A 23,666-nucleotide genomic window follows, 5' to 3' on the forward strand; every position below is an offset into this window, starting at 1 on the left:
AGAAAGTACATAGTGGATGCGAGACCAAACATTGGTGTTTGGGTGTTGTTAGTAAGTCCTCGGCCGATTAGTACCAGTCACCTGAACACATTACTGTGCTTACAGTTCTGGCCTATCAACCCCATGGTCTGTAGGGGGCCTTACCCCACCCGAAGGTGGGTGAGAAACCTCATCTTGGAACAGGCTTCCCGCTTAGATGCTTTCAGCGGTTATCCCTTCCGAACGTAGCTAACCAGCAGTGCTCCTGGCGGAACAACTGGCACACCAGAGGTTCGTCCGTCCCGGTCCTCTCGTACTAGGGACAGGTTTCCTCAAGTTTCTAGACGCGCGCGGCGGATAGAGACCGAACTGTCTCACGACGTTCTAAACCCAGCTCGCGTGCCGCTTTAATGGGCGAACAGCCCAACCCTTGGGACCTACTCCAGCCCCAGGATGCGACGAGCCGACATCGAGGTGCCAAACCATCCCGTCGATATGGACTCTTGGGGAAGATCAGCCTGTTATCCCCGGGGTACCTTTTATCCGTTGAGCGACACCGCTTCCACTTGCCGGTGCCGGATCACTAGTCCCGACTTTCGTCCCTGCTCGACATGTACGTCTCACAGTCAAGCTCCCTTGTGCACTTACACTCAACACCTGATTGCCATCCAGGCTGAGGGAACCTTTGGGCGCCTCCGTTACATTTTAGGAGGCAACCGCCCCAGTTAAACTACCCACCAGGCACTGTCCCTGAACCCGATCAGGGTCCGAGGTTAGAAGCCCAATACGATCAGAGTGGTATTTCAACAACGACTCCACGAACACTAGCGTGCCCACTTCACAGTCTCCCACCTATCCTACACAAACCGTACCGAACACCAATACCAAGCTATAGTGAAGGTCCCGGGGTCTTTTCGTCCTGCCGCGCGTAACGAGCATCTTTACTCGTACTGCAATTTCGCCGAGTCTGTGGTTGAGACAGCAGAGAAGTCGTTACGCCATTCGTGCAGGTCGGAACTTACCCGACAAGGAATTTCGCTACCTTAGGATGGTTATAGTTACCACCGCCGTTTACTGGGGCTTAAATTCTCAGCTTCGCCAACAAAGTTGACTAACCGGTCCTCTTAACCTTCCAGCACCGGGCAGGCGTCAGTCCGTATACATCGTCTTACGACTTCGCACGGACCTGTGTTTTTAGTAAACAGTCGCTTCTCTCTGGTCTCTGCGACCACCCCCAGCTCAGACCGAAAAAGTCGTCACCAGAAATGGTCCCCCTTCTCCCGAAGTTACGGGGGCAATTTGCCGAGTTCCTTAACCACAGTTCTCTCGATCGCCTTAGTATTCTCTACCTGACCACCTGTGTCGGTTTGGGGTACGGGCCGTGTACCAACTCACTAGAGGCTTTTCTCGGCAGCATAGGATCACAGAATTCACCTCAACGGCTACGCATCACCTCTCAGGCTACATGGAACACGGATTTACCTATGTTCCGCCCTACAGGCTTACACCAAGACATCCATCACTTGGCCCTGCTACCTTCCTGCGTCACCCCATCGCTTGACTACTACACCCAAGGTCCCACGCAGCCACCACCAAACCAACCCGAAGGAAGGAGAAGTAGCTTTTGGGCGGTTAGTACAGATGATTCATCATTGGGCGCGGATACACGGGTACGGGAATATCAACCCGTTGTCCATCGACTACGCCTGTCGGCCTCGCCTTAGGTCCCGACTCACCCTGGGCGGATTAACCTGGCCCAGGAACCCTTGGTCATTCGGCGGACAAGTTTCTCACTTGTCTTTCGCTACTCATGCCTGCATTCTCACTCCCACACCCTCCACCACACGATCACTCGATGGCTTCAACGGAATGCAGGACGCTCCCCTACCCAACCACACCACTACACCACAACCCGCAGATCATGGTGGATGTCTATGTGTGATTGCCGCGGCTTCGGCGGTGTACTTGAGCCCCGCTACATTGTCGGCGCAGGACCACTTGACCAGTGAGCTATTACGCACTCTTTCAAGGGTGGCTGCTTCTAAGCCAACCTCCTGGTTGTCTAAGCAATCCACATCCTTTTCCACTTCGTACACTCTTCAGGGGCCTTAGCCGGCGATCTGGGCTGTTTCCTCTCGACTACGAAGCTTATCCCCGCAGTCTCACTGCCACGCTCTCACTTACCGGCATTCGGAGTTTGGTTGACGTCAGTAACCTGGTAGGGCCCATCGGCCATCCAGTAGCTCTACCTCCGGTAAGAAACACGCGACGCTGCACCTAAATGCATTTTGGGGGAGAACCAGCTATCACGGAGTTTGATTGGCCTTTCACCCCTACCCACAACTCATCCCCTCCATTTTCAACTGAAGTGGGTTCGGGCCTCCACAGCATCTTACTGCTGCTTCACCCTGGCCATGGGTAGATCACTCCGCTTCGGGTCTAGACCCAGCGACTCAAAACGCCCTATTCAGACTCGCTTTCGCTACGGCTACCCCACAACGGGTTAACCTCGCCACTGAGCACTAACTCGCAGGCTCATTCTTCAAAAGGCACGCCATCACCCACCAGCCACCAAAGACTGCACAGGCTCTGACGGATTGTAAGCGTCCGGTTTCAGGTACTATTTCACTCCCCTCCCGGGGTACTTTTCACCTTTCCCTCACGGTACTAGTCCGCTATCGGTTACCAGGAAGTATTTAGGCTTACCGGGTGGTCCCGGCAGATTCACAGCAGATTCCACGAGCCCGCTGCTACTTGGGAAAATATTGAAGCCAGACAGAACATTTTCAGTTACCGGACTCTCACCGTCTACGGCAGACCATTCCAGGCCACTTCACCTAACATCCTGTTTTCTCACTGACCGCCCAGCCGGCAGACCGGGCCACGACACTCCCACAACACCACACGCACAACCCTGCCGGTGTCACATACGCATGGTTTAGCCTGATCCACTTTCGCTCGCCGCTACTCACGGAATCACAATTGTTTTCTCTTCCTGTGGGTACTGAGATGTTTCACTTCCCCACGTTCCCTCCGCACCGGCTATACATTCACCGGACGGTAACACCACATCACTGGTGCTGGGTTTCCCCATTCGGACACCCTCGGATCACAGCTCGTTTGACAACTCCCCGAGGACTATCGCGGCCTACCACGTCCTTCATCGGCTCCTGGTACCAAGGCATCCACCGAACGCCCTAAAACACTTACAACAACACCCACAAACACACCCACTCTCATGGGCACGAATGTGGACATTCCACAACATGAGTATTTCTACAAATTCTTACAGAGACACACAAAATAATTGCAGTACAAACACCAAAAACAAGATCTCCTGTAAAATCAACAGTCCTTGACTTTGATGCTCGCATCCACTATGCACTTCTCAAACAACACACACCCACACCACCCAACACCCAGCAGTCAGAAGACTGAATCCAGGCGGAAAAGTGTGAGCACCAAGAAAACCTCTGACCAGCCCCGAAAGGGCCGGCGGTGTTTTCTCAGAACCCCGATAGTGTGCAAAAGTCCAGGCCGGCAATCACTCGCACGGCCACCACAACGTCACAGTGATGATTCACCGTGAACGCGTAAGCATGGATTTCTTGTGTTTCACCCTCGAACAAACCATGGCCGGCACACATTCGGCACCGAAACCAATGATTATCGTTTGCTCCTTAGAAAGGAGGTGATCCAGCCGCACCTTCCGGTACGGCTACCTTGTTACGACTTCGTCCCAATCGCCGATCCCACCTTCGACGGCTCCCTCCACAAGGGTTAGGCCACCGGCTTCGGGTGTTACCGACTTTCATGACGTGACGGGCGGTGTGTACAAGGCCCGGGAACGTATTCACCGCAGCGTTGCTGATCTGCGATTACTAGCGACTCCGACTTCATGGGGTCGAGTTGCAGACCCCAATCCGAACTGAGACGCGCTTTAAGGGATTCGCTCCACCTCACGGTCTCGCAGCCCTCTGTACGCGCCATTGTAGCATGTGTGAAGCCCTGGACATAAGGGGCATGATGACTTGACGTCATCCCCACCTTCCTCCGAGTTGACCCCGGCAGTCTCCTGCAAGTCCCCACCATTACGTGCTGGCAATACAGGACAAGGGTTGCGCTCGTTGCGGGACTTAACCCAACATCTCACGACACGAGCTGACGACAGCCATGCACCACCTGTACACCAACCACAAGGGAACCGACATCTCTGCCGGCGTCTGGTGTATGTCAAACCCAGGTAAGGTTCTTCGCGTTGCATCGAATTAATCCACATGCTCCGCCGCTTGTGCGGGCCCCCGTCAATTCCTTTGAGTTTTAGCCTTGCGGCCGTACTCCCCAGGCGGGGTACTTAATGCGTTAGCTACGGCACAGATCTCGTGAAATGAGACCCACACCTAGTACCCACCGTTTACGGCGTGGACTACCAGGGTATCTAATCCTGTTCGCTCCCCACGCTTTCGCTCCTCAGCGTCAGTTACTACCCAGAGACCCGCCTTCGCCACCGGTGTTCCTCCTGATATCTGCGCATTTCACCGCTACACCAGGAATTCCAGTCTCCCCTGTAGTACTCAAGTCTGCCCGTATCGCCTGCACGCCTACAATTGAGTTGCAGGATTTCACAGACGACGTGACAAACCGCCTACGAGCTCTTTACGCCCAGTAATTCCGGACAACGCTCGCACCCTACGTATTACCGCGGCTGCTGGCACGTAGTTGGCCGGTGCTTCTTCTCCAGGTACCGTCACTTGCGCTTCGTCCCTGGCGAAAGGAGTTTACAACCCGAAGGCCGTCATCCCCCACGCGGCGTCGCTGCATCAGGCTTGCGCCCATTGTGCAATATTCCCCACTGCTGCCTCCCGTAGGAGTCTGGGCCGTGTCTCAGTCCCAGTGTGGCCGATCACCCTCTCAGGTCGGCTACCCGTCGTCGCCTTGGTGAGCCATTACCTCACCAACAAGCTGATAGGCCGCGGGCCCATCTCACACCGCAAAAGCTTTCCACCCCCAACCATGCAGTCAGAGGTCATATCCGGTATTAGACCCAGTTTCCCAGGCTTATCCCAGAGTGCAAGGCAGATCACCCACGTGTTACTCACCCGTTCGCCACTCGAGTACCCAGCAAGCTGGGCCTTTCCGTTCGACTTGCATGTGTTAAGCACGCCGCCAGCGTTCGTCCTGAGCCAGGATCAAACTCTCCAACAAAACTAGACCAAACACACCAACCCCCAAAGAGGCCAGCATAATCTGAGCACTAGACCAGGAGAAAAGACCTGACCAAAATAATCCTTCAAAAAAAGAATTGACTGGCATCAAAAAACAATCAAAAACAAAAACAAAATTCTTGTCCAAAAAATCCTCGACACCAGCCAAAACATAACTGGCACAAGAAAATTTCTCTTACACACTATCGAGTTCTCAAAAAACACACACCCAACAACACCACACGACTAAATACATCGTGCGAACTTCATTGAGCAGAGTCTGTCACCCTGGCCGGCTCCCTCTCGGGCGCCCTGCTCGCTGGCAACTCCGATAAAGTTACACAGGCCGTTCGTGGAACACAAATCAGCTGGTCAGGACCACTTCGGCGGCCTGCTGGGCGATCGCCAATTCTTCGTTGGTCGGCACCACCAGGACGGCGATCGGCGAATCGTCGGTCGAGATGCGGCGGCTGACCCGAGAACGTTCGGCATTGCGCTCCGGATCCAGCACGATGCCGAAGTTCTCCAGGCCGGCCAGGGCATCGGCGCGCACCGCGGCGGCGTTCTCCCCCACCCCGGCGGTGAACACGACGGCGTCCACCCGGCCGAGGTCGATCATGTAGGCACCGAGGTAGTGGCGCAGGCGGTGCACGTACACGTCGTACGCCAGCTTCGCGGCCGCGTCGCCGACGTCCATGCGTTCCAGGATCGCGCGGAAGTCGTTCTCCCCGCACAGCCCCTTGAGCCCGCCCTGCTTGTTGTAGATCCGGTCGACGTCGTCCACCGACATCCCGCCCACCCGCGCGAGGTGGAAGGCGATGCCCGGGTCGATGTCGCCGACGCGGGTGCCCATCACCAGGCCTTCGAGCGGGGTGAGGCCCATGGAGGTGTCGACCGGTCGGCCGCCGCGGATCGCCGACGCCGACGCGCCGTTGCCCAGGTGGAGAACGATCTGGTTGACCTCGTCGTTGCGCCGACCCAGGAAACGCGCAGCGCAGCGCGACACGTACTGGTGGCTGGTGCCGTGGAAGCCGTACCGGCGGATGCCGTATTCGGCGGCGACCTCGGTGTCTATCGCGTAAGTGGCGGCGGCCGCGGGGAGGTCGTAGAAGAACGCGGTGTCGAAGATGCCGACGGCGGGCACGTCCGGCAGCAGTTCGCTGACCGCCTCCACTCCGCGCAGGGTGGGCGGATTGTGCAGCGGCGCCAGCGGGGAGAGTCGCTCGATGGTGGCGATCACCGCGTCGTCGATCACGATCGGCGAATGGAACTCGGTGCCGCCGTGCACCAGGCGATGGCCGACCGCGGTGAGACCGGCGTCGGCGAGATGGATCCCGTCCGCACGGAACAGCTCGACTACTTCGGCGATGGCCGTCCGGTGGTCGGGCAGCGCCACCTGGAGGATCCGCTCCCGGTTGCCGGCCATGTGCGTGATGGAGGAGCCGACGGGTTCCCCGATCCGCTCGGCCAGGCCGTCCGCGTACACCTGCTCGGAGGCCGGATCCACCAGCTGGTATTTCAGCGACGACGAGCCGGCGTTGATCACCAGCACTGCCCCCGGCGTGATGGTGTCGGCGATCGACTCGGTCATGTCAGCCCTTCTTCAGGTTCTGTGCCTGGATCGCTGTGATGGCCACCGTGTTGACGATGTCGGAGACGAGAGCGCCCCGCGACAAGTCGTTCATCGGCTTGTTCAGCCCCTGCAGGACCGGACCGATCGCGATGGCGCCGGCACTGCGCTGCACGGCCTTGTAGGTGTTGTTGCCCGTGTTGAGGTCCGGGAAGATCAGAACCGTGGCCTGACCGGCGACCGGCGAGTCGGGCATCTTGGTGACGGCGACGGACCGGTCGATGGCGGCGTCGTACTGGATCGGCCCCTCCACCAGGATCTCCGGTGCGCGCTCCCGCACCAGCTCGGTGGCTGCGCGGACCTTGTCCACGTCGGCGCCGGTACCGGAGCCGCCCGTCGAGTAGCTGAGCATGGCCACCCGCGGATCGATGCCGAACGCCGCGGCGGTGGCCGCCGACGAGATCGCGATGTCGGCGAGCTCGGTGGACGTCGGATCCGGCACGATGGCGCAGTCGCCGTAGGCGAGGACCTTGTCGGCCAGGCACATGAAGAAGACGCTCGACACGGTCGAGACCCCGGGCCGGGTCTTGATGATCTCGAAGGCCGGCCGGATGGTCTGCGCGGTGGTGTGCACCGCTCCGGAGACCATGCCGTCGACCATGCCGGTGTGCAGCATCATGGTGCCGAAGTACGACTCATCGCGCACCACCTCCTGGGCGCGATCGAGGGTCATGCCCTTGTGCTTGCGCAGCTCGGTGTAGATCGCGGCGAATTCGTCGACCAGCTCGCTGTTGCGCGGATCCAGGATGTCGACCTCGGTCAGATCGATGCCGAGCTCCTCGGCGCGACGACGTACTGCGTCCTCCTGCCCGAGCAGGGTCAGGCGCGCCACGCCGCGGCGCAGCAGCCGACCGGCCGCCCGCAGGATCCGGTCGTCGTCGCCCTCCGGAAGCACGATGTGTTGCCGGTCGGACTTCGCCTGCGACAGCAGCATGTACTCGAACATCTGCGGCGTCATCACCTCGGACGCGTGCAGCTGCAGATCCGCGAACAGTCCGTCGGCCGGCATGTGCCGCTCCATCAACCCGAGCGCTGCGTCGATCTTGCGCACCGACCCGACCCCGATGCGGCCGCGCGTGGTGGAGCAGATCCGCGCGGTCTCGTAGGTGCCGTGCTCACACTGCAGGATCGGCAGCGTGGGCCGCAGGCCGCGGACCAACGCGTCGATCATCGGGTGCGGCTTGAGGCCGCCGTTCAAGATGATGCCGGCCAGGCGCGGGAAACCCTGCGCCGCATTCGCGTTCACCAACGACAGCAACACGTCCGAACGGTCGGCCGGCGCGATGACGGCCATCGACTCGCTGAGCCGCTCCAGAATGTGCTCGACGGTCATGCCGCCGACCATCACGTCGATCGCCTCGCGGTCGAGCAGTTCCTCGTCGCCGCTGAACAGTTCCGCGTCCAGCGCCGTGGCCAGCTCGGCCATGGTCGGCGCGAACAGCAACGGCTCTTCCGGCAGCGCCCACGCACGGTATCCGCCCTCGGCGATGGCGTCGACGATCTCCGGGAGCCGGTGCCGATCGCACCGGTTGGCCACCACGCCGGCCACGGCCGCGTGGGCCTGCCGGATGTCCCCGACCAGCAGCTCCACCAGGCCGCGGACCTCGGCGGGCTCGCGATCGAGCGCCTTCACCACCAGCAGGATCGGGGCGGCCAGGTTGGCCGCGATCCGCGCGTTGTAACTGAGCTCGGACGGCGAGGCGACGTCGGTGTAGTCCGACCCCAGGATCAACACGTTGTCGCACTGCGCGGCGACCGCGTGGTAACGCGTCACGATCTCGGCGATCGCGGCGTCCGGGTCCGCGTGCACGTCGTCGTAGGTCACGCCGAGGCAGTCCTCGTACGGCACGTCGACCGACGTGTACTCGATGAGCAGATCGACGATCTCGTCGCGCTCGCCCGCCGCGGAACGCGCGATGGGCCGGAAGAGTCCGACGCGACCGCCGGTCGCCGCCAGTTGGACCAGCACGCCCAGCGCGACCGTCGATTTGCCGGTGTCCCCTTCGGCCGAGGCGACGTAGATGCCGCTCGCGGACTCGATCCCGTTACCAGTCATGGATGTCAGCGTATCGTCGCCGCGTCGGGATTCTGCACGACGGCCCGAGCCGTGAGATCGGCGATCTGATCGTCGGTCAGATGTCCGTCCGGAACCAGCATGCAGGAGTAGGCGACCCGGATCATGAGTTCCACGGCACCCCGCGGATCCGGGTAGAGAAGTGCGGCTTCGTCGTCGCGGATCTCCGGCAGCGTGGCGTCCACGATCAGGTCGATCAACGTGGGCTCGTTGGAGCCGCGGGTCGGGATCAGGGCACGGACGATCTCTTCCGGTTCCCGGGTCAGCACGTACTGGAGCGCGGCGTGCTCGCGGATGTATCGCAGCGACTCCACCGCCCGCAGGTGCACGCGTTTGGCGATATCGGGCTCGTCGGCACCCCACTCGCCCATCTTGTCGGCGATAAGACCCAACTCATGCTGCAGGATGGCCGAGACCAGCGCGTCCCGCCCACCGAACATGCGGTAGGCCGTGGCCCGCGCGACACCGGCATGCCGAGCCACCGAGGTCAGGCTCAGCGCTTTGGCGCCGAAGCTGGAGATCAGGCCGACGCCGACTTCGACGAGACGATCGCGATCCATGACCTAACGTTCGTCGTCGATCACGTGCATGGCGGCCTCTTCGGCCGACGCACCCGCCCCGTCGATACCCGCGTCGCTGGCCAGCAGCTGGGCGTCCACGTCGGCCTCGGTGCCCAGATCGGGCGCCACCAGGCGACCCGCGCGATGGCGACCGACCTCGGCGTTCGACGGGAAGTCCGGGTCGCGACCGGAATCAGCGTCGACGAAGACGTCCGGCTCCTCGTCGGAGAGGCGCTCATCCAGCGTCTCGTGCTCGGGGTGTTCGGCGGGCCGACGATCCGGCGGCGAGTAGCCGCGGTCCAGCACGTCCTCGAGTTCCTTGTTCTCCAAGGTCTCCTCGGGCTGCAGCTGGTCGCTCTGATAGTCCTCGTTCGCGTCGACCAAGTCGTCGGGATCACTCATGCCTCGAGCCTATCGCCCGATCACTCCCGGCGCGCGCTCACCGCCGCCACGATTCGTAGGCCCGCGGATCTTCGATCGGTTCCAGATGCACCGTCACCACGAGCTCGTCCAGGGCCGCACGCAAGGCCGTCTCCACTTCTTCGATCGCGTCGTGCCCGCGCTGGACCGACCACTCGCCGGGCACCAGCATGTGCAGTTGCAGGAATCGGAGGTGGCCGGATTCGCGCGTGCGGATGTCGTGGAAGTCGACGGTCTCCGGCCCGACCTCGGCGCGGTAGCGCTCGAGCACGTCCTCGATCACCGCGAGATCCTCGTCGTCGAGCGCGGAATCCATCAGACCGGCCGTCGACCGTTTGATCAGGAGGTAGCCGACCACCAGGATGTTGATCGCGACCCCGATGGCGATGATCGGGTCCAGTGGCAGCCAACCGGTGAGCGCCACCAGCGCCACGCCGATCACGACTCCGGCCGTGGTCCAGACGTCGGTGAGCAGGTGTCGGCCGTCGGCCTCCAGCGTGATGGATCGGTGCCGTCGGCCGGCGCGGATCAGCAGCCAGGCGACCACCCCGTTGACCACCGAGGCGATCACCGAGATGGCCAGACCGATGCCGACCGATTCGAGCTCGCGAGGATTGAGCAGACGGTCGACGGCGGTGTAGATGATGACGCCTGCGGCCACCACGATCATGACGCCTTCGATGACCGCCGAGAAGTACTCGCTCTTGGAGTGCCCGAAGTTGTGGTCGTCGTCGGCCGGGCGCGCGGCCACTCGCAGGGCGATGAATGCGACGACCGCCGCGACCAGGTTCACCACCGACTCGGCGGCGTCGGACAGCAGACCCACCGAACCGGTGATCAGCCAGGCCGAGGACTTCAGCGCGATGGTGACGAGCGCCGCCGCGATGCTCAGCAGCGCCCAGCGGCTGAGATCTCTGTTGTGCGTGGCGTCCATGCCGCTCATCCTTCCATCCCCGCCGCCGGGAACCCGACCGTTCTCGGAATCCCGCATTCTTCGGACACCCCGCCGAAATCCCCGATCCCCGAAACCTTTGCCCGGGTTCGTCTCGCGATTCGGCCGACCCGGCCCACCGCCGCGTCCGGCCGGGCATGGTGGAGTCATGCTCGACGAGCTGGAAGCCGAAGCCCGATCACGGTTCGAGGCCGGTGAGTACGACCACGCGCTCGCGGAGTTCTCCGTCCTCCGCGAAGTCCGCGCGCGCCGCGAAGGCCCGTACTCGGTGCCGTATCTGCGTGCGCTGCACGCGAGCGTCCGGTGCATGCGCTTCCTGCAGCTCTGGCAGGACACCGACCTGCTGTGCCAGGAACTGCACGGCAAGTACGTGCGCACGCACGGCCGAGGCGAAGCCGACACCGTGGACGTCGCCAAGCACTGGGCGTGGGCGCTGCTGCACCTCGACGCGGTGAACGCGGCCGTGGCCCTCTACGTCCGCACCGCGGATGCGCTCTGGGACTGCGACCGACCCACCGCCCGTCGTCTGCTCGGCGCCGCCGCCGTGCACGCCGGGAGCACCGTCGATCCGCTGGACGGCCTCACCCTGGTGCACACCACCGAACTCGCGGCGTCGTTCACCGACCTGCGCCGGTTGCTGCCGAACGACTCCGGCGCCGCTCCGTCGAGTGATTTCGACGGTGCGACGCCGGGTCGGTATCCGGATCGGGGCGCGGTCAGTCGATGACCTGTCCCGGCGCAGGAGCGACGGGAACCTTGCGCGGCAGGGAGACCAACGTGACGATGCTGACCACGATCAGCATCAGGCCGAGCAGCCACGCCAGCGTGGTCAGGGTGGCGCCGGGCGCCAGGAAGAGCATGGCGATACCGGCGATCACCGAGATCACGCCGCCGACGATGACCAGCCAGCGCGGTGCCACCGCGACGTCGGCGCGGGCGCCGAACATGTCCTGGAAGCCGCCGAAGATCCAGCCGATGCCGATGAATACCGCCAGCATCCACCAGGCGTCCGCCGGGCTGATGATCGCGATGACGCCGCAGAACACCATGGCCAAGCCCAGGATCAGCATCAGAATGCGCAACCCGAAGGTGAGACCCACCGAGGCGAACGAGTAGAACAGGCGGAACAGTCCGGCCACCACCAGCGAGATGCCGAACAGCAAGCCGGCGACGAAGACGGTGATGCCCGGCCACACCATCATCAGCACACCGAGGACGATGCCGACCACGGCCGAGAACAGCAGGCCCGAGCGGATGGCGTTGACAGCCTCGGGAGGCACGGCGGGCGCAGCGGGGTGGACTTCAGGAGTGACCATAGGCACAGCGTAACCTCTCGGTATGGCTGAACCCGCTTTTTTCACTCGCGACAACACGGGTCGCTTTGTTCCCACGTCTATGGCCTACAGCCTGTGGGGGCCCGATGCGCTCAACGGTCCGGCCGTCTGCGCGATCGCCGCCTACGCGGTGGAGACCGAACATCGTCGCGAGGGCTGGCGCCCGGCCCGCTTCACCATCGAACTGTTCAAGAGCGCCCGTCGCCTGCCGACCGTCGTCCGCACGTCGGTGGAGCGCTCCGGCGGCCGCATCCTGGTGGCCGGCTTCGAGGTGATCCAGCACGACGACGCCGCCGAGGCCAAGATCCTCGTCGCCAAGGGCGTGACCGTGTTCCTCGTCGAGAGCGTCGACCCGCCGGGCGGTCGCTGGACGCGCCCGGAGGCCGAGCGCACCTTCTTCCCTCCGGACGTTTCGGACGACGACGCCGATCCCCGGTTCGGCGTCGGGCCGGACGGCTGGACCACGAGCATGGCCGGCCAGCAGGAGGCGCACCGCCATCGCCTGTGGTCCAAGGCCCTGCCGCTGGTGGACGGCGTCGAACTCACCCCGTTCCAGCGCGCCGTGATCACCGCGGAATCGACCAGCCTGATGACCAACTGGGGCGAAGGCGGCATCGGTTTCATCAACTGCGACCTCACCGTGGCCCTGGCCCGACTGCCCGAGGGCGTGCGCGTCGGAGTGGAAGCCGACACCCATCTCTCGTCCGACGGCATCTCCGTCGGCACCGCGACGCTGTTCGACCGGCACGGCGCGATCGGCACCGGCACGGTGACGGCCGTGGAGAACGCCCGCGCGATGATCGACTTCGCGAAGACGCCCCGCGCGCACCTCTGGTCGTCGTAGGCCGCCCCGCACCCGAGGACCCCGCACCTGGGGGATCCCGCATCTGGGGATCCCGGCAGGCGGTTACGCCGTCGGCGCGGGGCTCACCGGTCCGGTCGGGCTGGGCGGCGCGGCGGAGTCCGGCGGCGACACCGGGTCCGTCGAGGCCCCGGCCTCCGGCAGCGAGACCAGGTCCGGCACCCGTTCCGGATGCGGCATCGGCGCGGGACCGTCGAGTACGGCCTGCTCCACCGCTTCGACGCGCTCGGCCTCTTCCCGGGCGGCCCGTCGGCGGTTGCGCGGCTGAATCCACTTGTTGTCGATCAACGCCACCGTGCCGACCACGAGTGCGGCCAGCAGCCAGCCGAGCAGGATGTCGAAGAAGTAGTGCTCGGCCGTGTACATCAGCGCGAACGCCATGACCAGCGCGTACCCCATGAACATCGTTCGACCGAGCGCCTTGGTCCGCGGCCACATGAACAGCGCCAGCATCATGGTCAGGCCGGCGTGCAGCGACGGGATCGCGGCCACCAGGTTCGACTGTCCCTGACCGCCCTTGATCAGCTTGCTCGCCGCTTCCACGCGAATCACGTGCCAACCGCGCGTGGAGATCCGCTCGACATACGGCGCGGCACCCTCGTGCACCGGTTCCACCTGCCCCAGCAGGTTGTCCGCGACCGGGCCCTCGGGCAGGTACATGCAGTCCGGATCGTGCGGGTAGTCGGCCACGTCGGCCGCGGTGCACTTGGCCGCCGCCCACGGCGGTGCCGCCGGCACCAGCGTGTAGCCGATCAGGCCGACGAAACTCGTCGCGATGAAACAGGCGGCGAAGCGACGCCACGTCGCCCGATTGCGCACCCACAGCACCGCCGCGGTCGCGTACGGGACGATGAAGTACGACATGTAGACGACGCTGACGATCACCTCCCACCAGGGCGGTTCGGCGAACTTGATGTGCGACTGCAGCCACACGGTGGGGTTGACGCCGAAGAGCCAGTTGTCGGCGTCGACCGCCAGCTTCCAATGCGTCGGCATGTCCAGCCAGACGGCGATGTTGCGCGTCCAGTCGTACAGCATCAGGATCAGCACGAAGGGCAGCCAGTCGATGATCACCGTGATGGCGCGCCGTCGTCCGACGGTGGCCGCCGCCATGCCGAAGGCCAAGTAGAGGATCAGTCGGGTGCGGTCGAAGGCGATGCCGTTGATGGCGATCTCGAAACCGAGGGCCACGGCCCACACCAGTAGCAGGGAACGACGCACCCACTTGAGGTCGCGTCCCGACTCGACGACCACCTCCACGGGCGCCTCGGCGGGCGCCTCCGGGTCAGTCTGACGGTGATCGTCAGGTTCGGTCTCACCGGTCGGCGACGCCGAACTGTTCACACTCACGTCAACTGCTCCTACGCATACGGCAACCGGGTCAGACTACAGCCCCTCCGGAAACCGGCAGCCCCGCCGACGGCGCGGCAGGCTCGCCTATCGTGGTGTTCATGCGACTCGGAGCCCACCTGCGCCAGGACGAGAACCCGATCACCACCGCCGAGGAACTCGGCATCGATGTCTTCCAGATGTTCGTCACCGATCCACAGAAGTGGAACCAGCCACAACCGCATCCGCACGCGGCCCAGATCCGGGATTCACCGATCGACGTCGTGGTGCATTCCAGCTACCAGATCAACGTCGCCAGCCTGAACAACCGCCTCCGCATGCCGTCCCGCAAGGCCGTCGAGCAGCAGGCCGCGGCGGCGGCCGAGCTGGGCGCCATCGGACTGGTGGTGCACGGCGGACATCTGCGCGACGGCGAGGACGCCGCCGAAGGCTTCGACAACTGGCGCAAGCTCTTCGAACGCCAGCAGGACAAGGGCGGCTTCGGGGTGCCGATCCTGATCGAGAACACCGCGGGCGGCGATCACGCGATGGCCCGCACGCTCGAGTCGATCGAACGACTCTGGGATGCGGTCGGCGACTTCGACCAGGCCGGTTTCTGCCTGGACACCTGCCACGCCTGGGCCGGCGGCGAAGAGCTCGTCGGCCTCGTGGAGCGGATCAAGGCGATCACCGGCCGCATCGACCTGGTGCACCTGAACAACTCCCGCGACGAGTTCGACTCCGGGCGCGACCGGCACGCGAACCTGGAGTCGGGCCACATCGCTCCGGACGTGCTGGCCGAACTGATGGCGCAAGCGAACGCCCCGACGATCCTGGAGACGCCCGCCGAGGGCATTCCGGCCGATCTAGCGTATTTGCGGGAGCTCTAAGCCCCGCCCCACTCGCCGCTTGCAATTGTAAGCACAACCACAACACTGCGCGGTTGTCCACCACCGGAACGTTGGGTAGTCTGTCAAGAGTTACCGGCAAGTAACTTGTCCGGTCAGCCCTCCTTGACGTACTTGAGATTGGAAGACCATGGGCCACTACAAGTCCAACCTTCGCGACCTGCACTTCAACCTCTTCGAGATGTACCAGCTCGACCAGGTACTGGAGTCCGGCGAGTTCGGCGACCTCGACCACGAGACCGCCGTCGACATGCTGCGCGAGGTCCGCACCCTCGCCGAGGGACCGATCGCCGAGTCCTTCGCCGACGCGGACCGCAACCCGCCCGTGTTCGACCCGGCCGACCACTCGGTGACCATCCCGGAGAGCTTCAAGAAGTCGTACAACGCCTTCATCGAGGCCGGCTGGGACAAGGTCGGCGTCGACGAGGAGCTCGGCGGCCTGCCCGCTCCGCGTTCGCTGTACTGGGCCCTCGGCGAGATGATCCTGGGCGCCAACCCGCCCGTGTTCATGTACGCGGCCGGCGCTGGGTTCTCGAACATCTTCTACGACAACGGCACCGATGAGCAGAAGAAGTGGGCTGCCATCTGCTCCGAGCGCGGCTGGGGCGCCACCATGGTCCTCACCGAGCCGGATGCCGGCTCGGACGTGGGCGCAGGCACCACCAAGGCCATCAAGCAGGAAGACGGAACCTGGCACATCGAGGGTGTGAAGCGCTTCATCACCTCGGCCGACCAGGACATGACCGAGAACATCTTCCACCTCGTGCTCGCGCGCCCCGAGGGCGCGGGCCCGGGCACCAAGGGACTGTCGCTGTTCTTCGTACCGAAGTTCCACTTCGACCACGAGACCGGTGAACTCGGCGAGCGCAACGGCGCCTTCGTCACCAACGTCGAGCACAAGATGGGCATCAAGGCCTCCAGCACCTGCGAGGTCACCTTCGGCCAGCACGGCGTCCCGGCCAAGGGCTGGCTCGTCGGCGAGGTCCACTCGGGTATTGCCCAGATGTTCGACGTCATCGAGCACGCTCGCATGATGGTGGGCACCAAGGCCATCGCCACCCTGTCGACCGGTTACCTCAACGCGCTCGACTACGCCAAGCAGCGCGTCCAGGGCGCCGACCTGACGCAGATGACCGACAAGGCCGCTCCGCGCGTCACCATCACCCACCACCCGGACGTGCGTCGCGCCCTGCTGACCCAGAAGGCGTACGCCGAGGGCCTGCGCGCCGTGTACCTGTACACCGCGTCGCACCAGGACGCCGTCGCCGCGAACATCGTCTCCGGCGCCGACGCCGAGATGGCGCACAAGGTCAACGACCTGCTGCTCCCGATCGTCAAGGGTGTCGGCTCCGAGCGCGCCTACGAGAAGCTCACCGAGTCGCTGCAGACCCTGGGCGGTTCCGGCTTCCTGCAGGACTACCCGATCGAGCAGTACATCCGCGACTCGAAGATCGACTCGCTGTACGAGGGCACCACCGCCATCCAGGCGCAGGACTTCTTCTTCCGCAAGATCATCCGCGACAAGGGCCAGGCACTGGGCCACGTCGCCGGTCAGGTCAACGCGACCATCGAGGCCGCGGCCGACGAGCGCCTGGCCGCCGAGTACGCGCTGCTGAAGACCGCTCTGGAAGACGTGCAGGGCATGGCCGCCGCGCTCACCGGCTTCCTGATGTCCGCGCAGGAGGACCCGAAGCAGCTGTACAAGGTCGGCACCGGTTCGGTCCGCTTCCTGATGGCTGTCGGCGACCTGGTTGTCGGCTGGCTACTGCTGCGTCAGGCCGAGGTGGCCCTGAAGGCCCTCGACGCCGGCGCCGCAGGCGACGACAAGCCGTTCTACGAGGGCAAGGTCGCCACGGCCACCTTCTTCGCCAAGAACATGCTGCCGCTGCTGACCGCCATCCGCGGCACCGTGGAGAACGTCGATAATGATCTGATGGAACTCGACGAAGCCGCTTTCTGACCCGCTCCTCGTCCTTCGACGAGCTCAGGATCCGCACACGAGGAACCCCGCCGGGCAACCGGCGGGGTTCCTCGCATCCACCACCGCGCGTCGGCGGAGTTCACTGACACCGGCGGGCCCGCCTTGGTCATATTGACCACGGTGACCTCCCCTATGCCAGCGAACTCTCCAGTAGGCCGTCGAGCCCAGCCCAGACGGCGGTTCGACGCCGGGCACACGGCCTGAACGAGCGCTCAGCCGGTGGTCTACCCTCGCATCCATGACAGGAAATGAGGGCACCCGGGGACCCCGCCACATTCACCCGCAGCCCTGGTCGTTCCTCCTGCTCCTGGCCCTGCTGGCGCTGGCACTGGGCACGTCCGCGCTGCCGTCGCCGCTCTACCCGGTCTACGCCGAGCAGTGGGGCTTCGGACCGCTCACCACCACGTTGATCTTCGCCGTGTACGCCGTCGGCGCACTGACCGCCGCCATGACCGTGGGGCCGATCTCCGATGCAGTCGGCCGCAAACCGGTTCTGGTGACCTCGCTGGTGACGATCCTCGTGGGCCTGATGATCTTCCTGTTCGCCACGCAGCTGTGGGAACTCCTGCTGGCCCGACTGTTGCACGGCGCCGCGATCGGCGCCGTCATCGTGGTCTCCGGTGCCGCACTGCTCGACGTCCGCCCGTACGACGGCGCCCGCAACGGCGCGGTCAGCGGCGCGGCCCTCAACGCAGGCATCGCACTGACCGTGCTCGGCGCCGCCGCGGCCGCTCAGTGGTCGTCGATCCCACTGCGCCTGCCGTACGCGATCATGCTGGTGGTGGTGCTCGGGCTGCTCGCGGCGACCATCGCGCTGGTGGAGCCGCACACGGGCCGCACCGGCGCCAAGATCCGACTCAGCGCCCCGTCGGTGCCCGCGGAGATCCGCTCCGACTTCTGGTTCTCCGGAATCGGCATCCTGACCGCATGGTCGGTCCTCGGCGTCTTCCTCAGCCTGTACCCGGCACTCGCCCAACAGACCACCGGCCAGACATCGCTGATCTTCGTCGGCAGCGTCATCGCGGTGATGGCCGCGGCCGCCGCCGCGTCGCAGTTCGTCGGCGGCCGTTTCCCGCCGCGCGCCACCGCCATCGCCGGCGACATCGGCATGATCATCGCGCTCATCGGCGCGATCTTCGCCGTGCGCAGCGGCTCGATGACCGCCATCATCGTCGACTCGCTGTTCCTCGGCGCCGTGTTCGGGCTGGCCTTCGGCGGTTCACTGCGACACCTCAGCGAGGTGACCCCGGCCGATTCACGCGGCCGCGTGATGAGCGCGTACTACCTGCTCGGCTATCTCGCGATGGGCATCCCGACGGTCGTCGCCGGCACCGTGGCCTCCCGCTACGGGACGGCTGCGATCTTCCCCTGGTTCGCAGGCGCTGTCGCCGTCGCCTGCCTGGGCGCGGCCGTCCTCGGCGCGCTCGGCACCCGCAACGCTCCGCACGTCGAGAGCGAAGTGGAGCTATAGCTCCCGGGATCCGCGAGGTGACCGACACCACACGACAAGTTAGCAATCAACATGCTAACTTGTTAAGTGTCAGAGCGGATCACGGTCCGCCCTTCCAACACAGAGGAGCACCACCATGGCTGCACAGACCGCCGCGACCAAGACCGCCGCCACCCAGATCACCGACGCGATCGACGCTTCGACCAAGAAGGTCGAGGACGTCCAGGACGCGCTGCTGAACACCGCCAAGCAGGGCGCCCTCGCCTCGATCGACATCTACGAGAAGTCGGTCGGCACCGTCCTGGACCTCCAGAAGAAGCTCATCGTCACCACCGGCGTCGCGGCCATCGACGACGCCGTCGCTGCCCAGACCAAGCTGGTCGAGGACATCAACGCAGCCGGCGTCTCCGCGGCCCGCTCGGTCTTCGCGTAACAGCACCGAAACGCCGACGGCGCGAACCCGATCATCGGGTTCGCGCCGTCGGCGTTTCTGCGCGCTGGGGTCAGCCTTCTTCCTTCGGCGACCGCCGACGCCGGTTCGCGACGGTGACCTCGGTGAAGCTCTCGTACATCTCCTCCAGGGCGTCGCGCTGCGCGCGGGTCAGATCCGGGTCCCGACGGATCGCCGTGACCACCTCCGACTGCCCTTCCGGGTCCGACTTCCGCGTCGACGCCGCGAGCGCGTCGGCCGACAGGTGCAACTGATCGGCGATGGCGTCGAGCACGCGATCGCTGGGTTCGCGAAGGTTCCGCTCGATCTGCGATAGATACGGGTTCGAGATCCCGACCATCTCGGCGAGTTTGCGCATCGGCATCGCGGTCATCTCGCGCTGCGTCCTGATGAGCTCACCGAGCGACAGCGGCTGGAAGTCCCCATCCTTCATGCACTGATCGTAGCCAGGCACACCCGCCGAGACTCGCCCGCACCGAAGACTCCGGGCCGACTACGCGCCGTCGATCCCGAGGTCGACCAGCAATTCATCGGCGATGCGCTCCAGATCCGCACGGATCGTCGCGACGTCGGCGTCCGGCGGCACCAGGACGTCCAACTGCGCCTCGAAGAGCATCCCGCCGGCCATCGGAGCGTCGCGCGTGCCGGTGATCATCTTCTCGATGGTGACCCCGCTCGCGCTGAGCGCGGCGGACAACTCGTGCACGATGCCCGGGCGATCGTTGCCCAGCACTCCGATGGTGAGCGACGACCAGTCGCCTGCGCGCGCCACCGAAGCGCCCGCCGAATGCACGACGACCTCGAGCAGGCCCTCGAGGTTCGTGACGGCGTCGATGAGCTCCCCGGAGCGGTCCTGCGGCACCGCCACCACGACGATGCCCGCGAATTTTCCGGCCAGCTGAGCGAGCTGACTCCGCTCCCAGTTGCCCCCGTTGGCCGACACCGCGTCGGACAACGCCGAGACCAAGCCCGGACGGTCGTCGCCAATCACCGACATCACCAGATTTCGCATGAGCGAAGGGTATCCCGACCGGCCGCAGGTTCGTACGAGTCTGCGAATCCTGGCCTCGCGCAACGCTTTTCATCGTTCGCCATTAGTCATCAAGCAAGCGATTAATAACGGACGAGTGCATTTCCCCGCGACAGCGTGCAAAGCTTACTTACGAGTAGTGATAAATCTACTTGCGAGTAGTCGCACTCGTCACGGCAGCTCCCACACGAAGTCGATGAAACCCCTACGTGAGCAGCGCAGACGCCGCCACGTACCCGCTGAGTCAGATTCCTCACAGACGATAGTAATCCGCATTTGAATCACTTAAATTAAATTCACCAGATCGGATATCCGCACCGCCCACCGGATAGTCGAAGCCCTCTTCCGCCGACCTGAGAATCCACTTTATATACGACGAATAGTCGACTCATCTCGGCATTCCACAAGATAGGACGATGTGACCAACTCCCGCGACAACGACGCTCCCGCCGCTGCCCACCGACTGCATGTCACCGAGCTCCCGTCCCTCACCGGCCGGGAACTGGGTACGTCGAAGCGCATCCGCATCACCCAGGAGCAGGTCAATGCGTTCGCCGAAGCCACCGGCGACCACCAGTGGATCCACGTCGACCCCGAGCGCGCCAAGGACGGTCCGTTCGGCACCACCGTCGCGCACGGCTACCTCACGCTGTCGCTAACCGTCCCGCTGTTCTGGGACCTGCTGGAAGTCGACGACGCCGCCCAGATCATCAACTACGGCCTCAACAAGGTGCGGTTCCCCGCACCCGTTCCGGTCGGGTCCGAGGTGAGCGCCTCCGCTCGAGTCCTCGCCGTGGACGACGTCGCCGGCGGATGGCAGCTCACCGTCGCACTGACGTTCAACGCAGAGGGCGTCGATCGACCGGTCTGCGTCGCCGAGATGATCATGCGCTACCTCCGCTGACGTCGCCCGACGCCGCCACGCACCCCTCCCTCGTACACAGACCAGCAGTTAGCAGGAAATGAAGAACTCACTCGTCACTCGTCTCAGCGCCGAGATCGATCCCGTCGGCTTCCTGGGTGCGACCGCCCGCGCGGTCGGCGCCTCCGCCAAGAACCCGCTCGGCGTCGCCCGCGCCACCGGTGAATTCGCTTCGCGGATGGGCAAGATCCCCGGCGCCGCCACCCGCGTGACGTTCGGCATCGGCGACGCGCCCCGGTGCCCGGAGTCGACCCGCGACCGCCGGTTCTCCGATGTCGCGTGGAGCGAGAATCCCGGCTACTACACGATCGCCGAGACCTACTTCGCCGCTCGCAGTTACGCCCTCGACCTCATCGAGGTCGGCGGCGACGACTCGACCGACACCGCCAAGGCCCGGGCCTTCGTCGAAATGATGTGGGACGCGATCTCGCCCTACAACTCGCCGTTCACGAACCCCAAGGTCCTCATCAAGGCCATCAACACCGGCGGCAAGTCGCTGGCCCGCGGCGCCCAGCACGCGCTGTCCGACGCCGCCACGCGCAACGGCAAGCCGCTGCGCGTCGACATGGACGCCTTCACCGTCGGTGAGAACATGGCCTGCACCCCCGGCCAGGTGGTGTACCGGAACGAACTGATGGAGCTCATCCAGTACGCCCCGCAGACCGAGGACGTGCACGCGGTGCCGATGCTCGCCAGCCCGCCGTGGATCAACAAGTACTACGTGATGGACCTGGCTCCGGACCGGAGCCTCATCGAGTGGGCCATCCGGCATGGACGCACGGTGTTCGCGATCTCGTACCGCAACCCCGACGCCGACATGAGCTCCGTGACCTTCGACGACTACCTCGAGCTCGGTATCCGATCGGCGCTCGAAGTGGTCCAGGAGATCACCGGCGCTCCGAAGGTCGACCTGACCGCCGTCTGCCTCGGTGGTGCGATGGCGGCGATCGCCGCGGGCACCGGAGACGACCGGATCGGCAACCTGACGTTGATCAACACGCTCCTGGACTACTCGAACACCGGTCAGCTCGGCTTGATGACCGACCCCGAGACCCTCGACAAGCTCGAGATCCTGATGTCCAAGCGCGGTTACCTGCCGGGATCGGCGATGGCCGACACCTTCGACATCCTGCGGGCCAACGACCTGATCTTCGACTACTGGGTGTCGCGCTGGATGCTCGGTGAGGAGCCGCCGGCCTTCGATCTGCTGACCTGGAACGAAGACGCCACCAACATGCCGGCCTCCATGCACATCCAGTACCTGCGCCAGCTGTACGGCGAGAACCTGCTGGCCAAGGGCGAGTTCACGATCTGCGGCGAGACCGTCGACCTGAGCAAGTTCTCCGGCGACGTCTACGTCGTCGGCGCCGTCAACGACCACGTGGTGCCGTGGACGTCGTCGTACACGGGCGCCCGACTGTTCGGCAGCGGGATCCGCTACGTGCAGTCGAACGGCGGCCACATCGCCGGAATCGTGAACCCGCCCAACAAGCGGAGCTGGACGGCGGCCGTCGGCGATCCGGAAGAACTCGAGCAGGCAGCCATGCCGGCCGACCCCGAAGCCTGGCGCGAGGCCGCGACCGTTCAGGAGAACTCCTGGTGGGAGGACTGGGTCCGCTGGAACACCCCGCGCGCCGGCGAGCGGCAGGCGCCGCCGACCATGGGCAGCAAGGCCAACCCGCCGCTGGAGGCCGCCCCCGGCTCGTACGTTCGGAGCTGAGAACCCCACCACACGAAACGGCGCGAGCCTCTCACCGGAGAGACTCGCGCCGTTTCTGGTCTGCAGCGGTTTCGATCCGCCTACTTCGGTGGCATCCGGATGCCGCCGTCGACGCGGATCACTTCAGCGTTCATGTACGAGTTGGTGATCAGCTCCTCCACCATGGAGGCCAGCTCGTCGGGCACGCCGAGACGCTTCGGGAACAGGACGCTCTCGCCCAGCTTGGCCTTGAAGGCCTCCGACTCGGGGCCCTCGCCGTAGATCGGGGTGTCGATGAGGCCCGGGGCGATGGTGTTCAGACGCACACCCACGGCCGACAGGTCGCGAGCGACCGGCAGGGTCATGCCGACGACGCCGCCCTTGGACGACGAGTAGGCGGCCTGGCCGATCTGGCCGTCGAACGCGGCGACCGAAGCGAGGTTCACGATCGCGCCGCGATCGTTGTCCGGGCCCGGCTCGTTCTTGCTCATCGCGGTGGCGGCCAGACGGGTCACGTCGAAGGTGCCGATCAGGTTGATCCCGATGACCTTCTTGTACAGGTCCAGATTGTGCGCCGACGCGAACTCGCCGTCGCGACCGATGGTGCGCTGCGCCCAGCCGACACCGGCCGAGTTGACGACGGCCTTCAGCGGGCCGAGCTCCACGGCCTTCTCGATAGCGGCGATGATCTGGTCGGTGTCGGTCACGTCGACCGTGACGAAGACGCCACCGATCTCCTTGGCCAGGGCTTCGCCCTCTTCGGCCTTGAGGTCGGCGATGACGACCTTGGCGCCCCGCGCGGCGAGACGACGAGCGGCGGCTGCACCGATGCCCGACGAACCGCCCGTGACGATTGCACTTGCTCCATTGATGTCCATGTT

The 23,666-nt window shown here is 64.5% G+C and carries 18 protein-coding genes and 2 rRNA genes; 8 read left to right on the forward strand and 12 right to left on the reverse strand.

Translation table 11 applies throughout. From position 1 onward, the window contains the following. Positions 1 to 47: 47 nt before the first annotated feature. The 7 genes from MUG78_RS04770 to MUG78_RS04800 form a co-directional block, all read right to left on the reverse strand. Positions 48 to 3,191: ribosomal RNA gene (locus MUG78_RS04770) — 23S ribosomal RNA — on the reverse strand. A gap of 472 nt (positions 3,192 to 3,663) precedes the next feature. Then, positions 3,664 to 5,184 (reverse strand): 16S ribosomal RNA (locus MUG78_RS04775). The 16S and 23S rRNA genes sit together here, the layout of an rRNA operon. Positions 5,185 to 5,547: 363 nt before the next feature. After that, complete coding sequence (locus MUG78_RS04780; protein WP_246992688.1) at positions 5,548 to 6,774, reverse strand: acetate kinase; 1,227 nt, start codon at positions 6,772 to 6,774, stop codon at positions 5,548 to 5,550. A gap of 1 nt (position 6,775) precedes the next feature. Next, the gene (gene pta, locus MUG78_RS04785; protein ID WP_246992690.1) at positions 6,776 to 8,869 is read right to left on the reverse strand and encodes a phosphate acetyltransferase; all 2,094 of its coding nucleotides are present in this window, start codon (positions 8,867 to 8,869) and stop codon (positions 6,776 to 6,778) included. Positions 8,870 to 8,874: 5 nt separating this feature from the next. After that, positions 8,875 to 9,447: a TetR/AcrR family transcriptional regulator gene (locus MUG78_RS04790; RefSeq protein ID WP_246992692.1), complete on the reverse strand. Its 573-nt coding sequence runs from the start codon at positions 9,445 to 9,447 to the stop codon at positions 8,875 to 8,877. A gap of 3 nt (positions 9,448 to 9,450) precedes the next feature. Continuing rightward, positions 9,451 to 9,849, reverse strand: a complete 399-nt coding sequence (locus tag MUG78_RS04795) for a DUF5709 domain-containing protein (RefSeq protein ID WP_246992694.1) — start codon at positions 9,847 to 9,849, stop codon at positions 9,451 to 9,453. Positions 9,850 to 9,886: 37 nt separating this feature from the next. After that, positions 9,887 to 10,810, reverse strand: coding sequence for a cation diffusion facilitator family transporter (locus tag MUG78_RS04800; protein WP_372493121.1), 924 nt, complete (start codon positions 10,808 to 10,810; stop codon positions 9,887 to 9,889). Positions 10,811 to 10,967: 157 nt separating this feature from the next. Here MUG78_RS04800 and MUG78_RS04805 point away from each other — a divergent pair, with 157 nt between their 5' ends. Next, a complete protein-coding gene (locus MUG78_RS04805) occupies positions 10,968 to 11,546 on the forward strand; it encodes a hypothetical protein (protein WP_246992698.1) in 579 nt (192 codons plus the stop codon). On the opposite strand, the gene MUG78_RS04810 is transcribed toward MUG78_RS04805, so the two are convergent. Beyond that, on the reverse strand, positions 11,536 to 12,135 hold the full coding sequence (locus tag MUG78_RS04810) for an HdeD family acid-resistance protein (protein ID WP_246992700.1): 600 nt from the start codon (positions 12,133 to 12,135) through the stop codon (positions 11,536 to 11,538). The genes MUG78_RS04805 and MUG78_RS04810 overlap by 11 nt on opposite strands. 22 nt (positions 12,136 to 12,157) lie before the next feature. Between MUG78_RS04810 and MUG78_RS04815 the strand changes: the two genes are divergently transcribed. After that, positions 12,158 to 12,997, forward strand: a complete 840-nt coding sequence (locus MUG78_RS04815) for a thioesterase family protein (protein ID WP_246992702.1) — start codon at positions 12,158 to 12,160, stop codon at positions 12,995 to 12,997. A 63-nt stretch (positions 12,998 to 13,060) separates the two neighbouring features. Here the strand turns inward: MUG78_RS04815 and MUG78_RS04820 are convergent, their stop codons facing one another. Further along, on the reverse strand, positions 13,061 to 14,365 hold the full coding sequence (locus MUG78_RS04820; RefSeq protein WP_246992704.1) for a phosphatase PAP2 family protein: 1,305 nt from the start codon (positions 14,363 to 14,365) through the stop codon (positions 13,061 to 13,063). 101 nt (positions 14,366 to 14,466) lie between these two features. Between MUG78_RS04820 and MUG78_RS04825 the strand changes: the two genes are divergently transcribed. The 4 genes from MUG78_RS04825 to MUG78_RS04840 all read left to right on the forward strand — a co-directional run bounded on the left by MUG78_RS04825 (position 14,467) and on the right by MUG78_RS04840 (position 19,116). Then, on the forward strand, positions 14,467 to 15,234 hold the full coding sequence (locus tag MUG78_RS04825; RefSeq protein WP_246992706.1) for a deoxyribonuclease IV: 768 nt from the start codon (positions 14,467 to 14,469) through the stop codon (positions 15,232 to 15,234). A 148-nt stretch (positions 15,235 to 15,382) separates the two neighbouring features. After that, the gene (locus MUG78_RS04830) at positions 15,383 to 17,212 is read left to right on the forward strand and encodes an acyl-CoA dehydrogenase (RefSeq protein ID WP_246992708.1); all 1,830 of its coding nucleotides are present in this window, start codon (positions 15,383 to 15,385) and stop codon (positions 17,210 to 17,212) included. 259 nt (positions 17,213 to 17,471) lie between these two features. Further along, positions 17,472 to 18,704: an MFS transporter gene (locus MUG78_RS04835; protein ID WP_246992710.1), complete on the forward strand. Its 1,233-nt coding sequence runs from the start codon at positions 17,472 to 17,474 to the stop codon at positions 18,702 to 18,704. Positions 18,705 to 18,819: 115 nt separating this feature from the next. After that, positions 18,820 to 19,116: a hypothetical protein gene (locus MUG78_RS04840; RefSeq protein WP_246992712.1), complete on the forward strand. Its 297-nt coding sequence runs from the start codon at positions 18,820 to 18,822 to the stop codon at positions 19,114 to 19,116. A gap of 70 nt (positions 19,117 to 19,186) precedes the next feature. On the opposite strand, the gene MUG78_RS04845 is transcribed toward MUG78_RS04840, so the two are convergent. Together MUG78_RS04845 and MUG78_RS04850 are read right to left on the reverse strand one after the other, a co-directional pair. After that, positions 19,187 to 19,567 carry a helix-turn-helix domain-containing protein gene (locus tag MUG78_RS04845; protein WP_246992713.1) on the reverse strand — a complete coding sequence of 127 codons (381 nt, stop codon included), beginning with the start codon at positions 19,565 to 19,567 and terminating at the stop codon, positions 19,187 to 19,189. 60 nt (positions 19,568 to 19,627) lie between these two features. Then, a complete protein-coding gene (locus MUG78_RS04850) occupies positions 19,628 to 20,146 on the reverse strand; it encodes a glycine cleavage system transcriptional repressor (RefSeq protein ID WP_246992715.1) in 519 nt (172 codons plus the stop codon). Positions 20,147 to 20,582: 436 nt separating this feature from the next. Here MUG78_RS04850 and MUG78_RS04855 point away from each other — a divergent pair, with 436 nt between their 5' ends. Together MUG78_RS04855 and MUG78_RS04860 are read left to right on the forward strand one after the other, a co-directional pair. Continuing rightward, positions 20,583 to 21,068 carry a MaoC family dehydratase gene (locus MUG78_RS04855; protein ID WP_308221329.1) on the forward strand — a complete coding sequence of 162 codons (486 nt, stop codon included), beginning with the start codon at positions 20,583 to 20,585 and terminating at the stop codon, positions 21,066 to 21,068. Between the two features lie 58 nt (positions 21,069 to 21,126). Beyond that, a complete protein-coding gene (locus tag MUG78_RS04860; RefSeq protein WP_246992717.1) occupies positions 21,127 to 22,806 on the forward strand; it encodes a PHA/PHB synthase family protein in 1,680 nt (559 codons plus the stop codon). A gap of 80 nt (positions 22,807 to 22,886) precedes the next feature. Here the strand turns inward: MUG78_RS04860 and MUG78_RS04865 are convergent, their stop codons facing one another. Continuing rightward, the gene (locus tag MUG78_RS04865) at positions 22,887 to 23,663 is read right to left on the reverse strand and encodes an SDR family NAD(P)-dependent oxidoreductase (protein ID WP_246992719.1); all 777 of its coding nucleotides are present in this window, start codon (positions 23,661 to 23,663) and stop codon (positions 22,887 to 22,889) included. Positions 23,664 to 23,666 lie beyond the last annotated feature (3 nt).

The sequence above is a fragment of the Gordonia alkaliphila genome (assembly GCF_023017165.1).
Taxonomy (GTDB): Bacteria; Actinomycetota; Actinomycetes; order Mycobacteriales; family Mycobacteriaceae; genus Gordonia; species Gordonia alkaliphila.

Bases quoted from the DNA above. Each gene is read 5' to 3' on its own strand.
- MUG78_RS04810 (WP_246992700.1), bottom strand. From the start codon at position 12,135: ATGGTCACTCCTGAAGTCCACCCCGCTGCGCCCGCCGTGCCTCCCGAG.
- MUG78_RS04790 (WP_246992692.1), bottom strand. From the start codon at position 9,447: ATGGATCGCGATCGTCTCGTCGAAGTCGGCGTCGGCCTGATCTCCAGC.
- MUG78_RS04840 (WP_246992712.1), top strand. From the start codon at position 18,820: ATGGCTGCACAGACCGCCGCGACCAAGACCGCCGCCACCCAGATCACC.
- MUG78_RS04825 (WP_246992706.1), top strand. From the start codon at position 14,467: ATGCGACTCGGAGCCCACCTGCGCCAGGACGAGAACCCGATCACCACC.
- MUG78_RS04805 (WP_246992698.1), top strand. From the start codon at position 10,968: ATGCTCGACGAGCTGGAAGCCGAAGCCCGATCACGGTTCGAGGCCGGT.
- MUG78_RS04800 (WP_372493121.1), bottom strand. From the start codon at position 10,810: ATGAGCGGCATGGACGCCACGCACAACAGAGATCTCAGCCGCTGGGCG.
- MUG78_RS04815 (WP_246992702.1), top strand. From the start codon at position 12,158: ATGGCTGAACCCGCTTTTTTCACTCGCGACAACACGGGTCGCTTTGTT.
- MUG78_RS04845 (WP_246992713.1), bottom strand. From the start codon at position 19,567: ATGAAGGATGGGGACTTCCAGCCGCTGTCGCTCGGTGAGCTCATCAGG.
- MUG78_RS04835 (WP_246992710.1), top strand. From the start codon at position 17,472: ATGACAGGAAATGAGGGCACCCGGGGACCCCGCCACATTCACCCGCAG.
- pta (WP_246992690.1), bottom strand. From the start codon at position 8,869: ATGACTGGTAACGGGATCGAGTCCGCGAGCGGCATCTACGTCGCCTCG.
- MUG78_RS04795 (WP_246992694.1), bottom strand. From the start codon at position 9,849: ATGAGTGATCCCGACGACTTGGTCGACGCGAACGAGGACTATCAGAGC.
- MUG78_RS04830 (WP_246992708.1), top strand. From the start codon at position 15,383: ATGGGCCACTACAAGTCCAACCTTCGCGACCTGCACTTCAACCTCTTC.
- MUG78_RS04860 (WP_246992717.1), top strand. From the start codon at position 21,127: ATGAAGAACTCACTCGTCACTCGTCTCAGCGCCGAGATCGATCCCGTC.
- MUG78_RS04865 (WP_246992719.1), bottom strand. From the start codon at position 23,663: ATGGACATCAATGGAGCAAGTGCAATCGTCACGGGCGGTTCGTCGGGC.
- MUG78_RS04780 (WP_246992688.1), bottom strand. From the start codon at position 6,774: ATGACCGAGTCGATCGCCGACACCATCACGCCGGGGGCAGTGCTGGTG.
- MUG78_RS04850 (WP_246992715.1), bottom strand. From the start codon at position 20,146: ATGCGAAATCTGGTGATGTCGGTGATTGGCGACGACCGTCCGGGCTTG.